This is a genomic window from Streptomyces sp. NPDC059832, from assembly GCF_042731715.1.
Lineage (GTDB): Bacteria > Actinomycetota > Actinomycetes > Streptomycetales > Streptomycetaceae > Streptomyces.
The window spans coordinates 46,548-60,790 of the sequence record NZ_JBHWIY010000014.1 but is presented as its reverse complement, the minus strand read 5'-3'; the positions used below and the strand labels follow the sequence as shown (position 1 = coordinate 60,790).

Here is a 14,243-nt window from a genome sequence, read left to right as displayed (position 1 = left end):
AAAGACAAGGACTTAAATGGCTACGACCACACCGACCGGTGTGCGGGGCGGCCACGCCAAGCACGGGGGATCGTCCGATCCCTCGTCCGGCGCGCCGATGACACACCGGCAGATCATGGAGGCACTGGCCGGGCTGATGCTCGGCATGTTCGTCGCGATCCTGTCGTCGACGGTCGTCTCGAACGCACTTCCCGAGATCATCTCCGACCTCGGCGGCGGCCAGAGCGCCTACACCTGGGTCGTCACGGCCTCGCTGCTGGCGATGACCGCCACCACTCCCCTGTGGGGCAAGCTCTCCGACCTGTTCAGCAAGAAGCTGCTGGTCCAGATAGCCCTCGTCATCTATGTCGCGGGCTCGGTCGTCGCCGGTATGTCGACCAGCAGCGGCATGCTGATCGCCTGCCGTGTCGTCCAGGGCATCGGCGTCGGCGGTCTCTCCGCCCTCGCGCAGATCGTGATGGCGGCGATGATCGCCCCGCGTGAGCGCGGTCGCTACAGCGGATACATCGGTGCGGTGTTCGCCGTCGCCACCGTCGGTGGTCCGCTGCTCGGCGGTGTCATCACCGACACCAGCTGGATGGGCTGGCGCTGGTGCTTCTACGTCGGTGTGCCGTTCGCCGTCATCGCGCTGATCGTGCTCCAGAAGACGCTGAAGCTCCCGGTCGTGAAGCGTCAGGTCAAGGTCGACTGGTGGGGCGCGTTCTTCATCAGCGCCGCCGTGTCGCTGCTGCTGCTCTGGGTGACCTTCGCCGGTGACAAGTACGACTGGCTCTCCTGGCAGACCGCCGCGATGCTCATCGGCTCCGTCGCGCTCGCCGGGCTCTTCGTCGTCGTCGAGTCCAAGGCCAGCGAGCCGATCATCCCGCTGCGCCTCTTCCGCAACCGCACCATCACGCTGGCCTCGCTGGCCTCGCTGTTCGTCGGTGTCGCGATGTTCGCGGGCACCGTCTTCTTCAGCCAGTACTTCCAGCTGGCGCGTGGCAAGTCGCCGACGATGTCGGGCGTCATGACGATCCCGATGATCGCGGGTCTGTTCATCTCCTCGACGGTCTCCGGCCAGGTCATCACCAAGACCGGCCGCTGGAAGGCCTGGCTGGTCAGCGGAGGCTTCCTGGTCACCGCCGGGCTCGGGCTGCTGGGCACCATCCGGTACGACACGGAGTACTGGCACATCGCGGTCTTCATGGCCGTCATGGGTCTCGGCATCGGCATGATGATGCAGAACCTGGTGCTCGCCACGCAGAACCAGGTCGCTCCGTCCGACCTCGGCTCGGCCAGCTCCGTCGTCACCTTCTTCCGTTCCCTCGGCGGTGCGATCGGCGTCTCGGCGCTGGGCGCCGTCATGGCGAACCGCGTCACCCACTACGTCAAGGACGGCCTCGCGGAGCTCGGCCCCAAGGGTGCGGCCATGGGTCACGGCGGCACCGGCGGCGGGGGCATCCCCGACCTGGACAAGCTGCCCGCGCCGTTCCGTACGGTCGTGGAGAGCGCCTACGGGCACGGGGTCGGCGATGTCTTCCTGTACGCGGCTCCGGCCGCGCTGGTCGCCTTCCTGATCACGATCTTCATCAAGGAGGTCGCCCTGAAGTCGAACGCTTCGAGCGAGGCCCCGGCCACGGCCGAGACCCCCGTCGCCGACGCGGTCGAGGCCGCGGCCGCCACCGCCGAGCCGATCTCCGAGGCAGCGGCCGGGATCACCGCGGTCGACACCCTGGAGGCCCCGGTCGTCACCCTGCAGGGCACGGCCGTGCACGGTGTGGTGCGCGGTGCCGAGGGCGCACCCGTCGCCCGTGCCGCCGTCACGCTGATCTCGCTGGCCGGCCGGCAGCTCGGGCGCTCCGTCGCCCAGGCGGACGGCAGCTACGGTCTGGACGCGCCGGGCTCCGGCTCCTACGTCCTGATCGCCTCCGCCGACGGCTTCCAGCCGCAGGCGTCCACGGTGGTCGTCGGTACCGAGCCGCTGGCGTACGACATCCTGCTCTCCGGTACGAGCGGACTGGCCGGCGTCGTGCGGGCCGCGGAGTCCGCCGCCCCGGTGGAGGGCGCCATGGTCATCGTGACCGATGTGCGCGGCGATGTGCTGGCCACCGGCAAGTCCGGCGAGACCGGCGAGTTCACCTTCGGTGAGCTGGTGCCCGGGTCGGTGACCGTCGCGGTGAACGCCGCCGGGTTCCGTCCGCTGGCGCTGCCGGTGGAGATCGGCGGCCAGGGCGTCACCCGGGTCGAGGCCGCACTGCAGTCCGGTGCGCTGGTCCAGGGCGTCGTGCGGGCCGGTGCCGTCCGTCGACCGCTGCCGGACGCACGGGTCACACTGGTCGACGCGGCGGGCAATGTGGTCGCCACCTCGACGACCGGGGAGGACGGGGCGTACGCCTTCGCCGACCTGGACGCGGGTGAGTACTCGGTCATCGCGACCGGCTACCCGCCGGTGGCAAGCGCGCTGACCGTGGCCGGCCGCGGGGCCGACGGTCACGACATCGAGCTCGCCCACCCCGGCGAGTAACAGACCCCCGGCGGGTCGGCGCTTCGAGCGGAGACGCCGTACCGGCAGGTGGAAATGGGCCCCGGTGGCGGGGACGGCAGGCAGGGGACGGCCTGCCGTCCCGCCCCGGGGCCCGACTCATTGAGTCATGGAGCAAGGAGAGAGAACGGGATGGGACTTCGCGCACAGGTACGGACGCGGGACGGCTGGGCGGTCCAGCACGCGGTCGTGACGGTCACCGACATGACCGGCACGCAGGTGCTGCGGGCCACCGCCGACGAGGACGGGGCGGTGCGGACCGAGACCTCCCTGGAGGCCGGCGCGTACACGGTGATCGTCACGGCGGTCGGGTACGCCCCCGCCGCCTCCACCGCCCTCGTCACGGCGAGCGGGCGGGTCGAGGCCGGCACGGTGGTGCTGGCCCGCCAGGGCGGTGTGGAGCTGCCGCCGCCGGGTGCCTGGTCGCTGGACCCGGCGCACTCCTCGGTGGCCGCGGTCGCGCAGCACCTGGGTATCTCCAGCGTGCACGGCCGGTTCACCGAGTTCGGCGGCCGGATCGAGATCGCGGAGGAGATCCACCGCTCCCGGGTCGACGCCGTCATCAGCGCGGCGAGCATCGAGACCGGCAACAGCATGCGCGACAAGCACCTGCGTTCGCCCGACTTCCTGGACTCGGACCGATTCCCGGAGATCACGTACCGCTCGAACGGACTGACCCCGGCGGGCCCGGACCGCTGGCTGGTCCACGGCGAGCTGACGATGCACGGTGTCGTGCGCCCGGTCGACCTGAACCTGAGCTACCTCGGGACGGGCCCGGACCCGTGGGGCGGGGTGCGTGCGGCATTCAGCGCAACGGCGGAACTGCGCCGCGAGGACTTCGCCATGAACTACAACCAGGTGGTGCAGGCGGGCATCTCGGCCATCGGTACGACGCTGCGGGTGGAGCTCGACATCCAGGCCGTGCAGGGTGAGTCCCTGCCGTCGTAGTCTGCGGACATGGCACCCAATATCGCGACGAACACGGCCGTGGAACTCGACGAGTTGCTGGCCTTCGTACGGCCCAGGCACCGGGCGATCCTGCTGACCACCCGGTCCGACGGCCGCCCCCAGGGCTCCCCGCTGACCTGCGGGGTCGACGACGCGGGCCGGATCGTCGTCTCGACCTACCCCGAGCGGGCCAAGACCCGCAACGCGAAGCGGGACGAGCGGGTCAGTGTGATCGTGCTGTCCGACGAGTGGAACGGGCCCTGGGTCCAGATCGACGGTTCGGCCGAGGTGATCGACTCACCGGACTCGGTCGAACCGCTCGTCGAGTACTTCCGGAACATCTCGGGCGAGCACCCGGACTGGGACGAGTACCGGGCGGCGATGGTGAAGCAGGGGAAGTCGATCATCCGGATCACTCCGGAGCGGTGGGGGCCGGTCGCCGTCGGCGGCTTCCCGGCCCGGTTGGCGTCCGACGGCTGACCACGCGGGTACCGAGGGCGAACGGGGCGGGCGGGGCCTTCAGCGGTCCCGCATCGCCCCTCAGCGGTCCCGCATCGCCTCGATGCCCGCGATCAGCAGGTCCAGGGCGAAGGTGAAGTCCCGGTCGCGCATCTCCTCGACCGTGTCCCCGCCGCGGGCGTCCATCAGGTCCTGCGAGGACTCGACGATCTGCCGGAGCTGCGGCTGGGCCCGGACCGTGCCCATCGCCTGCTGGTAGTACTGCTCCTGGCTGAGCCCCGCCGCCGCGCTGCGCTCCGCGAAATGGCCCTCGATGGTGCCGAATCCGTACACGAACTGGAAGACCGCGGCGAGCGCCCCGGTCTGATGTCGCAGCGGCAGGCCGGTCGCCCGGATGACGTCCTGGACGGCGTACGACATCAGCATCGCGTGCGGGCCGATGTTGAGGAAGTGACCGGCGAGCGTCGACACCCAGACGTGCCGGACCAGCAGCTCCCGGTACTCGGTGGCCAGCCCGCGCAGCCGGTCGTGCCAGTGCGCGTCCTCGCGAGGTGGTGTGAACTCGCTGTAGACCGAGTCCATGGCCAGCTCCAGCAGGTCGTCCTTGGTGTCCACGTACCAGTACAGGGACATCGCGGTGACGTCGAGCTCGGCGGCGAGCCGGCGCATGGAGAACTTGGCGAGCCCCTCGGCGTCCAGCAGCCGGACCGAGGTCGCGGTGATCCGCTCCCGGTCCAGGCCCGCCGTCTGGTCCGGTTTGCGGGTGCGCGACGGTGTCCGCCGGTCCAGCCACACGCTGGTCCTGGCAGGGTTCTTCACACGGTCGGCCGCGGACACCATGGCGCACTCTCCTCGTCTTGCCGGCGGGGCGGACCGGCCACGTACTCGTGGATCACACACGGATCCGATGCGTACGGTCCGGTACGCCCCGTCCCCGATGCTATGCCGCCGCAGCGGTCCCGGCGGAGTCCGCCCGAGCGGATTCCGTCCGCTCCGCGCGGCGCAGCAGCACGGCGGCGAGCAGGCCGCCGACCAGCACGGCGACCGCCCCGAAGAGCTGGCTGGTCTCCAGTCCGGAGGCGAAGGCGTCGGTGATCCGCGCCCGCTCGCCGGCGTCGGTGGCCGAGGCGAGTGCGGCGGGCAGCGACGCGGCCCCGACGGCCGCCGGCACGAGCGCCGCGAACCGCGAGTTGAGCACCGCGCCGAGGACGGCGACCCCGAGTCCGTTGCCGAATTCGGCGAGTGTGCCGTTGACCCCGGCGCCCACGCCCGCCTTCTCCGGCGGAATGGCGCCCATGATCGCGTTGGCCATGGCGGGCATGGCGAGCGCGATGCCCGCGCCCATCACGACCAGGCCGAGCAGCATGCCGCCGTAGCCGTCGCCGCCGAGCAGCGCGATGGCGGCGAGACCCGCGGCCAGCAGGCTCATCCCGGACGCGATGGTGACCGGCGTGCCCAGCTTGGGCACCAGCCTGGCTCCCAGTCCGGTGAGGTTGAGCGCGACGACGCTCAGCGCCAGCGGAGCCGTGCGCAGACCGGCCTCCAGCGGCTCGTAGCCGAGGACGAACTGGAGTTGCTGGGTGAGCAGGAAGAGCGAGCCGCCCATCCCGAAGGCGACCAGGATCGCGCCCGCGACCGCCCCGACGAACTTCTGGTTCCGGAAGAAGTGCATGTCCAGCATCGGGTACGGGATGTGCAGCTCCCACAGCACGAATCCGGTGAGGACGGCGACCCCGACGAAGGCGGTCAGCAGCACCTGGCCCGACGCCCAGCCATGTGCCGGGCCGGAGATGATCGCGTACACGACGGATGCCATGCCGATGGTGGAGAGCAGTGCGCCGAGCAGGTCGGGGCGCTCGCCGCTCGGGTTCTTGGACTCCGGGACCAGCCGGGCCACGGCGACCAGCCCGATGACCGCGACCGGGATGTTGATCAGGAAGATCGCGCCCCACCAGAAGTGGTCGAGCATCACTCCGCCGATCAGCGGTCCGACGGCGAACCCGAGCGAGCTGACGGTCGACCAGATGCCGATCGCCTTGACCCGCTCGGTCTCGTCGAAGATCTGCACGACGACGGCCAGCGTCGTGGTCATCAGCAGCGCACCGCCGATGCCCATGCCCGCGCGGGCGGCGATCAGTTGTACGGAGGTCTGGGCCAGTCCGGCCACCAGCGAGCCGATGCCGAACAGGGCGAGCCCGGCGATCAGCATCTTCTTGCGGCCGTAGCGGTCGGCGGAGCTGCCGGCCGTGAGCAGCAGCCCCGACTGGACCAGCGAATAGGCGTTGATCATCCACTGCACATCGGCGGTGGAGGCGTCCAGCTCCTGGGTGAGGGAGGGGATCGCGACGTTGAGAACGGTGTTGTCGAGCAGCACGGTCAGCTGGGCGAGGCAGATGACGCCGAGGATCAGCCAGCGTTGCGGGTGGCTGGGCGACGAGAGGTGGTTCTGCTCGGCGGCGGTCGCCGTCATACGGACTCCTGATCCCTTATACGGTGTACGAGTAGCAGGCGTTGTACACCGTATAGCAGATCCTGTACGGCGTACAACGCATTTCCGCGCGGTACCGTGCTCGCCGCTGATCCGACAAGGGCTGGAGTGGTATGTCACTGCGTCGTCGTACGGTGGAAGTGCTCGTCGCGGCAGGGCTGTTGGGGACCGCGCTCGCGCCTCCCGCAGCAGCAGCGGCCGGGGAGGGGCAGGGGCGTGCGGTGCCGCTGCGCGTGGCCACGTACAACATCCATGCGGGCGCGGGCATGGACAACGTCTTCGATCTGGACCGGCAGGCCGCCGAGCTCCGCTCGCTGGACGCCGATGTGATCGGGCTCCAGGAGGTCGACGTCCACTGGGGCACCCGCAGCGAGTGGCGCGACCTGGCGGGCGAGCTGGCGGAACGGCTGGACATGCGGGTGTCGTTCGCCCCGGTCTACAGCCTCGACCCGCAGACCCCCGGTGCACCACGTCGCGAGTTCGGGGTCGCGGTGCTGTCCAGGTACCGCATCGTGAGCGCCGAGAACCACGAGATCACCCGGCTCTCCACCCAGGTCCCGGACCCGGTACCGGCCCCGGCGCCCGGCTTCGGCGAGGTGGTCGTACGGGTGAAGGGGCTGCCCGTGCACGTCTATGTGACGCATCTGGACTACCGCGCCGACCCGTCCGTACGGAATGCCCAGGTCGCCGACACCCGCCGGATCATGGCCGAGGACCGGGAGCCGGGGGCGGGCCGTCGGCAGGTGCGGCAGATCCTGCTCGGCGACTTCAACGCGGCGCCTGCCGCTCCGGAGCTCGCCCCGCTGTGGCAGGAACTCACGGACGTCGAGCCCGGCGGACCCACGTACCCGGCGCAGGACCCGGTGCAGCGGATCGACTACGTGGCGGTGTCGAAGGATTCCGTGCGGGTACGCGACGCGGCGGTGGCCGAGACTCTCGCCTCGGACCACCGCCCCGTGGTCGCCGATCTGTTGCTGCGGCGCTGAGAGACAGTCTCTGAGCCCTACGCTCCGCTCTTCGGCCGGGTCAGGTCGTAGAAGGTGGCGCTGCCCGCGGTGACCTTCTCGAAGTTGTCCTCCACCCAGGAGGAGATCTGCGAGGAGGCGCCGCTGTCGCCGCCGCCCCCGCCCATTCCGCCCGCGATGAAGTAGTGGACCCTGCCGTCCTCGACGTACTGCTTGAACCGGGCGAGCGTCGGGGACGGGTCGCTGCCGTTGAAACCGCCGATCGCCATCACCGGCTCACCGGTGGCGAGTTGGTAGCTCGCGGCGTTCTGGGATCCGATGGCGGCGGCGGCCCAGGTGTAGTCCCCGGCGTCCTTCTCCAGGAGCGCCTCGGCCTCGGCGCCGACGGACGCGCCGTTGAGCAGTCCGCCCATGCCGCCACCGCCGCCGCCACCGAAGCCTTCGCCCATGCCGGGCATGGCGCCGGGCTGCTGCCCGTTCCGCGACGTGCCGGGGCCACCCTGCATCTGGCCCTGCATCTGGCCCTGGCCCTGGCCGGGCGGGGTGCCGGTCGGCGGCCGGCCCATGCCACCACCCTGCTGGTTGCCCTGCCCCGGGGGACGCATGCCGCCGCCGGGACCACCGCGACCGCCGCCACCACCGGGGCCGCCCATGCCGCCGGAGGACGGGCCGGCCGTGACGATCGAGCCCTGGTGTCCGGTGTTCAGCGTGCTCACGGTGTACGCGGCCGGCCCGGCCAGCGACACGACGAGGCCCAGGCCCACGGCGACGAGCGCCGGTCGACGCCCCAGCCGGGACGCGAGCAGCAGCCCCAACGCGCCGGCGATCCCCGCGACGAGCACGGCCGTGCGCAGCCACGGCAGGTGGTCCGGGGTCCGCCCCAGCAGCACGTACGACCAGTACGCCGTCACGGCCACCGTGACGCCGAGTGTCGCACCCGCCCACCAGCGGGAGCGCTCCTCCCACAGGACCGTGGCGCCCATGCCGATCAGCGCCGCGAGGCAGGGGGCCAGGGCCACCGTGTAGTACTGGTGGAAGATGCCGGCCATGAAGCTGAACACCGCCGCGGTCATCAGCAGCGAGCTGCCCCAGGCGAGGAAGGCCGCGCGGGCCGTGTCCGTCCGCTTCGCCCGCCAGGTCAGCCAGACGCCCGCGACCAGCAGGATCAGCGCGGCGGGCAGCAGCCAGGAGATCTGGCCGCCGATCTCGGAGTTGAACATCCGGCCGATGCCGGTCTCGCCCCACTGACCGCCGGAGCCGCCGCCCGGACCGCCCCCGCCGCCGACGCTGCCGGTCTCCTCGCCGTTGATCCGGCCGAGCCCGTTGTAGCCGAAGGTCAGCTCCAGGAAGGAGTTGTTCTGCGAGCCGCCGATGTACGGACGCGAGGAGGCGGGCCACAGTTCGACGATCGCGACCCACCAGCCGCCCGCGACGGCCACCACGAGGGCCGAGAGCCCGAGTTGGCCGAGCCGCCTGCGCACGGGGACCGGCGCGAACACCGCGTACAGCACGGCCAGCGGCGGCAGGATCAGGAACGCCTGGAGGGTCTTCGCCAGAAACGCGAACCCGACCGCGACACCCGCCCACACCAGCCACTTGGTGCGGCCGTGCTCCATCGCGCGCAGCACGCAGTAGACGGTGACGGTCATCAGCAGCGCCAGCAGCGCGTCCGGGTTGTTGAAGCGGAACATCAGCGCGGCCACGGGCGTGAGCGCGAACACCGCCATCGCGATCAGCCCCGCCACGGCGTTGAAACGGCGGCGTACGCCCGCGTACAGCACCCCGGCCGTGGCCACCCCCATCAGCACCTGCGGGGCCAGGATCGCCCAGGAGTTGAGGCCGAGGATCCGCACCGACAGGGCCATGGGCCAGAGGGCGGCCGGGGGCTTGTCGACGGTGATGGCGTTGGCCGCGTCCAGCGAGCCGAAGAAGAAGGCCTTCCAGCTCCGGCTGCCCGCCTGGGCGGCGGCGGAGTAGAAGGAGTTGGCGTATCCGGAAGCGCTGAGGTTCCACAGGTACGCGAGGCCGATGACCAGCAGCAACGTGAGAAAGGCCGGCCTCGCCCAGCGCGGGTCCTCGGGCCTGCCCCGCCACACGCGGTGCGCCAGGGGCCGGTTCGGGCGTCCGTGGGCCGGTGCGGTGGGCGGCGCGGGCGCACCCGGCGGGGCCGGGAGGTGGTCGGGATGCAGCCTGGTCATCGGAGGTTCCCCCGTTCGTGGTGGGTGTCATCGGCGTGCCCGGCCGAAGGGGCGGCGGGGGCGGCCTCGGGCGCCGTGGGGTTGCGGTGCCGGCGTTCCGGGAAGACCCAGGCGCGGAGGAGCAGGAACCGCAGCACCGTCGCCGCGAGGTTGGCCGCGATCAGCACGGCGAGTTCCGTGGCGTGCGACGGCGATCCGGACGCCGCTCCCAGCGCGGCCAGTGAGCCACTGGTCAGCGCGAGGCCGATGGCGAAGACGACCAGGCCCTGCGCCTGATGGCGTACGGCCCCGCCCCGGCCCCGTACGCCGAAGGTGAGCCTCCGGTTGGCTGCCGTATTGGCGACGGCCGACACCAGCAGCGCGCCGCCGTTGGCGATCTGCGGCCCGACGCCCAGCCGGAACAGCGAGTACAGGACGAGGTAGCAGAGCGTGGAGAGCGCGCCGACGACACAGAACCCGACCAGCTGCCGGGCCAGTCCGCCCGGCACCCCGCTCAGCGCGCGGTCGCGCGGATCGTCCCCGAAGGGCCGGGCCAGCCGGTCCAGCGGCAGCGCGCCGACCGCCAGCGCCCGCCCCACCCGCCACACGCCTTTCAGGTCCTCGGTCGCCGTCCGCACGATGTGGACGGTGGAGTCGGGATCGTCCACCCAGTCGACCGGCACCTCGTGGATGCGCAGCCCGGCGCGTTCGGCGAGCACCAGCAACTCGGTGTCGAAGAACCACCCCGAGTCCTCCACCATCGGCAGAAGCCGCTCCGCGACATCGCGCCGGATGGCCTTGAACCCGCACTGCGCGTCGCTGAACCGGGCAGCGAGCGAGGAGCGGAGGATGAGGTTGTAGGCGCGCGAGATGAACTCCCGCTTCGATCCGCGCACCACCCGCGAGCTGCGGGCCAGCCGGGAGCCGATGGCCAGGTCGGAGTGGCCCGAGATCAGCGGGGCGACCAGCGGCAGCAGCGCGTTGAGGTCGGTGGAGAGGTCGACGTCCATGTAGGCCAGCACCGGTGCGTCCGAGCCCGACCAGACGGTACGCAGCGCCCGCCCCCGGCCCTTCTCCGCCAGCCGGTACGACCGAACCCGGGGCAGCGCCGCCGCGAGCCGGGCCGCCACCTGCGGCGTCCGGTCGGTGCTCGCGTTGTCCGCGACGGTGATCCGGAAGGCGTACGGGAAGGTGCGCACCAGATGGTCGTGCAGGCGCAGCACACACGGTTCGAGGTCCTTCTCCTCGTTGTGGACGGGTACCACCACATCGAGTACGGGCGCACCCGCCGCATCGACCGCTCCGGCGAGGAGGTGATCCCGGGCCGGCAGGGTGCTCCAAGGAGTGTCGGTTCGCATGTGACCGACATTTGCCAACCCCGCTGTCACGCCGGTGTGCTGAGCCTGTTCCCATGCTGTGAGTGCGACCCGACCGCAGACCGGACCGCAGACCCGACCGAAGACCCGACCGCAGCCTCCGCGGGCAGGTGGACGGCGAACACCGTGCGTCCCGGCACCGAGTCCACCTCGACCCGGCCGCCGTGCGCGGCGACGACGGCCTGCACGATGGCGAGCCCGAGCCCGGTGGAACCCGCGCTGCGGGAGCGCGAGGCGTCACCGCGCGCGAACCGCTCGAAGACATGAGGCAGCAGTTCGGGCGGAATGCCGGGCCCGTCGTCCCCGACCTCCAGCGTCACCCATGGCCGGTCGGCCGCGGACCGCACCCGCACGGTGACGGTCGTACCGGACGGGGTGTGAGTACGGGCGTTCGCCAGCAGATTGACCAGCACCTGATGGAGCCGGGTCGGATCACCGTGCACGGTCGCGGGCTCGTCCGGCAGTTCCAGGCGCCAGTGGTGGCCGCGCTCCCCGGCGGCACGGGCATCGCTCACCGCGTCGACGACGACCGGGGAGAGATCGGTGCTCTCCGGGCTGAGCGGGCGTCCGGCGTCCAGCCGGGCGAGCAGCAGCAGATCCTCCACCATGCCCGTCATCCGCTCCGCCTCGGACTCGATCCGCCCCAGGGCGTGCCGGGTGTCGGGGCCGGTCTCCTCGTGGCCGCGCCGGGTCAGTTCGGCGTATCCGCGGATCGAGGCCAGCGGGGTGCGCAGCTCGTGGCTGGCGTCCGCGACGAACTGGCGCACCCGCGTCTCGCTCTCCTGCCGCGCCTCCAGCGCCGAACCGACGTGGCCCAGCATCCGGTTGAGCGCCGCGCCCACCTGGCCGACCTCGGTCCGCGGATCGGCCTGGGCCTGCGGGACCCGCTCCAGGAGGGCCACCTCACCGCTGTGCAGCGGGAGTTCGGAGACCAGGGCCGCGGTCGCGGCGACCCGGCGCAGCGGCCGCAGCGCGACCCCGACCATGGCGGCGCCCGCGAGCCCGGCCGCGATCAGCCCGGCGCCGGTGACACAGACCTCGACGAGGATCAGGGTGGTGAGGGCACCGCTCACCTCGGCTGCGGGGATGCCGACGACGATCGTCCTCCCGTGCGGGTCCGTGACCGCCTCCACCCGGCTGCCCCCGAGCCCCGGCAGGTCGACGCTCCTCGCCCCGCTCCCGGCGGTGACACCCGCCGCCGCCAGGGCGCTGCGCTGGGCGCCGGTCATCGGCTGCCCGCTGTCCTCGGCCCCGGGCCCCGGCGTGGTGGTGCTCTCCACGACCACGCGCGAGGCGGTGACCGCGCCGTCCGCCACCACGGCGCCGAAGGCGCCGACGGGCAGCCCGCGCGCGTCGACGAAGGCCAGCGGGTCGAGGCCCTGCGGCAGACCGCCACCGGGCATCGGTCCCCCGCCGGGCGGCTTCGCGGCCCGCACGGCGATGGCGGCCAGCTGGTCGTCGAGCTTGCCGTACATGTAGCTGTGGAACGCGATGGTGGTGACCGACCCGATGACCGCGGCGACGACGGCGATCAGCGTGACCGCCGAGACCACCAGCCGGGTCCGCAGCGTCCACGACCCCCGCCACCGGTACGGGCGCCTACTCACCGGGCTTGATGAGATATCCCGCCCCGCGCCGGGTGTGGATCATCGACGACCGCCCCGCGTCGATCTTCTTGCGCAGATACGAGATGTACAGCTCGACGACGTTCGCCTGCCCGCCGAAGTCGTAGTTCCACACCCGGTCGAGGATCTGCGCCTTGCTCAGCACCCGCCGCGGATTGCGCATCAGGAAGCGCAGCAGCTCGAACTCGGTCGCGGTGAGATGGATGGACACCCCGGCCCGGCTCACCTCGTGGCTGTCCTCGTCCAGGACCAGATCGCCGACGACGAGCGTCGACTCGCTGCGCACGGCCGCCGCCGTGCCGGACCGCCGGATCAGCCCGCGCAGCCGCGCCACGACCTCCTCCAGGCTGAACGGCTTGGTCACGTAGTCGTCGCCGCCCGCCGTGAGGCCGGCGATCCGGTCCTCCACCGCGTCGCGCGCGGTCAGGAACAGGACGGGGACCTCGGAGAGCTCCCGCCGCAGTCTGCCGAGCACGGCGAACCCGTCCGTGTCGGGCAGCATCACGTCGAGGATCACCACGTCGGGCCGGAAGTCGCGCGCCATCCGGACGGCCCCGGCACCGTCCCCGGCGCTGCGCACCTCCCAGCCCTCGTAACGCAGGGCCATGGACAGCAGCTCGGCGAGCGGAGCCTCGTCGTCCACCACCAGCACACGGACGGGGGTGCGGTCCGCCCTCAGCAGTTCGGTACGCCCCTGGGGCGAGGTCGTCGTCGTCATGCCCCAACCCTGTGAGGCTCCTCTGAAAGGGTCCTTACCCGATTCTGTGAATTCCCTGAGAAAGCAGGACCGCCGAGGGACCGTCAGCCAACCTCGAACAAGGCGCTCGCGTTCCCGTGACAGACCGCCCGCAGCCAGTCGTCGCCCAGCTCCAGCCGTTCCAGCGCGTGCAGTTGATGCGCGTACGGATACGGAATGTTCGGGAAGTCCGTGCCCAGCAGAATCCGGTCCCCGAGCGCGGCGAGCCGCCCCCGCTCGGTCGGCGGGAACGGGGTGAAGTCCTCCGTGAAGTCCGTGAACGCCATCGTCGTGTCGAGCCGCACCCGCGGATACGTCTCCGCGAGCGCCAGGAACTCCGCGTACTCCGGCATCCCCATGTGCGCCACGATCAACGGCAGCCGCGGATGCCGGGCCAGCAGCCGGCCGACCGGCTCGGGGCCCGTGTACTTGCCGGGCGCCGGCCCCGAGCCGCAGTGCATCACCACCGGGATCCCGGCCTCCGCGAGCAGCCCCCAGACCGGGTCCAGCAGCGGGTCGTTGGCGTCGTACGCGCCGACCTGGAGGTGCGACTTGAAGACCCGCGCCCCCGCCTCGACGGCCTCGCGCACATACCGCTCCACGCCCTCCTCCGGGAAGAAGGTCGCGGTGTGCAGGCAGTCGGGCACCCGGCGCGCGAAGCCGGCCGCCCAGCCGTTCAGCCAGGCGGCCATCTGGGCCTTGTGCGGGTAGAGCATCGAGGTGAACCGGAGCACGCCGAACGAACGCAGCAGGGCCAGCCGTTCGTCCTCGTCGTGGCGGTACTCGATCGGCCACTCCATCCCGGTCAGCGGCCCCGCGGAGTCGAAGTACGCCCAGACCTTCCGGAGCACCCGCTCCGGCATGAAGTGCGTATGGACATCGATGATCCCGGGCAGCCCCAGCCGCTCCCAGAACCGCACGACGTCATCGGCGTCACCACTCATCACG

The 14,243-nt window shown here is 71.6% G+C and carries 11 protein-coding genes; 4 read left to right on the top strand and 7 right to left on the bottom strand.

Going from position 1 to position 14,243, the window contains the following annotated elements; translation table 11 throughout:
- Positions 1-16 precede the first annotated feature (16 nt).
- The 3 genes from ACFV8T_RS24615 to ACFV8T_RS24605 all read left to right on the top strand — a co-directional run bounded on the left by ACFV8T_RS24615 (position 17) and on the right by ACFV8T_RS24605 (position 3,949).
- Positions 17-2,503: an MFS transporter gene (locus ACFV8T_RS24615; protein WP_385331158.1), complete on the top strand. Its 2,487-nt coding sequence runs from the start codon at positions 17-19 to the stop codon at positions 2,501-2,503.
- A 150-nt stretch (positions 2,504-2,653) separates the two neighbouring features.
- On the top strand, positions 2,654-3,469 hold the full coding sequence (locus ACFV8T_RS24610) for a YceI family protein (protein WP_385331155.1): 816 nt from the start codon (positions 2,654-2,656) through the stop codon (positions 3,467-3,469).
- Positions 3,470-3,478: 9 nt separating this feature from the next.
- The gene (locus tag ACFV8T_RS24605; protein WP_385331152.1) at positions 3,479-3,949 is read left to right on the top strand and encodes a PPOX class F420-dependent oxidoreductase; all 471 of its coding nucleotides are present in this window, start codon (positions 3,479-3,481) and stop codon (positions 3,947-3,949) included.
- A gap of 60 nt (positions 3,950-4,009) precedes the next feature.
- Here ACFV8T_RS24605 and ACFV8T_RS24600 read toward each other — a convergent pair whose 3' ends face one another.
- Both ACFV8T_RS24600 and ACFV8T_RS24595 read right to left on the bottom strand, forming a co-directional pair.
- Positions 4,010-4,768 carry a TetR/AcrR family transcriptional regulator gene (locus tag ACFV8T_RS24600; protein WP_385331149.1) on the bottom strand — a complete coding sequence of 253 codons (759 nt, stop codon included), beginning with the start codon at positions 4,766-4,768 and terminating at the stop codon, positions 4,010-4,012.
- A 100-nt stretch (positions 4,769-4,868) separates the two neighbouring features.
- Positions 4,869-6,398, bottom strand: coding sequence for an MFS transporter (locus ACFV8T_RS24595; protein WP_385331146.1), 1,530 nt, complete (start codon positions 6,396-6,398; stop codon positions 4,869-4,871).
- Between the two features lie 131 nt (positions 6,399-6,529).
- Here ACFV8T_RS24595 and ACFV8T_RS24590 point away from each other — a divergent pair, with 131 nt between their 5' ends.
- Positions 6,530-7,402, top strand: a complete 873-nt coding sequence (locus tag ACFV8T_RS24590) for an endonuclease/exonuclease/phosphatase family protein (RefSeq protein WP_385331143.1) — start codon at positions 6,530-6,532, stop codon at positions 7,400-7,402.
- A 17-nt stretch (positions 7,403-7,419) separates the two neighbouring features.
- On the opposite strand, the gene ACFV8T_RS24585 is transcribed toward ACFV8T_RS24590, so the two are convergent.
- From ACFV8T_RS24585 to ACFV8T_RS24565, 5 genes are all read right to left on the bottom strand, one after another.
- Positions 7,420-9,579 carry an ArnT family glycosyltransferase gene (locus tag ACFV8T_RS24585; RefSeq protein WP_385331140.1) on the bottom strand — a complete coding sequence of 720 codons (2,160 nt, stop codon included), beginning with the start codon at positions 9,577-9,579 and terminating at the stop codon, positions 7,420-7,422.
- On the bottom strand, positions 9,576-10,916 hold the full coding sequence (locus ACFV8T_RS24580; RefSeq protein ID WP_385331137.1) for a glycosyltransferase: 1,341 nt from the start codon (positions 10,914-10,916) through the stop codon (positions 9,576-9,578). Before ACFV8T_RS24580 ends, ACFV8T_RS24585 begins: the two co-directional genes overlap by 4 nt.
- Positions 10,917-10,942: 26 nt before the next feature.
- The gene (locus ACFV8T_RS24575) at positions 10,943-12,541 is read right to left on the bottom strand and encodes a sensor histidine kinase (RefSeq protein WP_385331134.1); all 1,599 of its coding nucleotides are present in this window, start codon (positions 12,539-12,541) and stop codon (positions 10,943-10,945) included.
- Positions 12,534-13,277 carry a response regulator transcription factor gene (locus tag ACFV8T_RS24570; protein WP_266416622.1) on the bottom strand — a complete coding sequence of 248 codons (744 nt, stop codon included), beginning with the start codon at positions 13,275-13,277 and terminating at the stop codon, positions 12,534-12,536. The genes ACFV8T_RS24575 and ACFV8T_RS24570 overlap by 8 nt, the downstream gene beginning before the upstream one ends.
- 83 nt (positions 13,278-13,360) lie before the next feature.
- Complete coding sequence (locus ACFV8T_RS24565) at positions 13,361-14,239, bottom strand: amidohydrolase family protein (protein WP_385331131.1); 879 nt, start codon at positions 14,237-14,239, stop codon at positions 13,361-13,363.
- Between the last annotated feature and the right edge of the window lie 4 nt (positions 14,240-14,243).

Excerpts from the sequence above, each read along its gene's own strand:
- ACFV8T_RS24570 (WP_266416622.1), bottom strand. The coding sequence starts at position 13,277 with ATGACGACGACGACCTCGCCCCAGGGGCGTACCGAACTGCTGAGGGCG.
- ACFV8T_RS24580 (WP_385331137.1), bottom strand. The coding sequence starts at position 10,916 with ATGCGAACCGACACTCCTTGGAGCACCCTGCCGGCCCGGGATCACCTC.
- ACFV8T_RS24595 (WP_385331146.1), bottom strand. The coding sequence starts at position 6,398 with ATGACGGCGACCGCCGCCGAGCAGAACCACCTCTCGTCGCCCAGCCAC.
- ACFV8T_RS24615 (WP_385331158.1), top strand. The coding sequence starts at position 17 with ATGGCTACGACCACACCGACCGGTGTGCGGGGCGGCCACGCCAAGCAC.
- ACFV8T_RS24600 (WP_385331149.1), bottom strand. The coding sequence starts at position 4,768 with ATGGTGTCCGCGGCCGACCGTGTGAAGAACCCTGCCAGGACCAGCGTG.
- ACFV8T_RS24590 (WP_385331143.1), top strand. The coding sequence starts at position 6,530 with ATGTCACTGCGTCGTCGTACGGTGGAAGTGCTCGTCGCGGCAGGGCTG.
- ACFV8T_RS24585 (WP_385331140.1), bottom strand. The coding sequence starts at position 9,579 with ATGACCAGGCTGCATCCCGACCACCTCCCGGCCCCGCCGGGTGCGCCC.
- ACFV8T_RS24605 (WP_385331152.1), top strand. The coding sequence starts at position 3,479 with ATGGCACCCAATATCGCGACGAACACGGCCGTGGAACTCGACGAGTTG.
- ACFV8T_RS24565 (WP_385331131.1), bottom strand. The coding sequence starts at position 14,239 with ATGAGTGGTGACGCCGATGACGTCGTGCGGTTCTGGGAGCGGCTGGGG.
- ACFV8T_RS24610 (WP_385331155.1), top strand. The coding sequence starts at position 2,654 with ATGGGACTTCGCGCACAGGTACGGACGCGGGACGGCTGGGCGGTCCAG.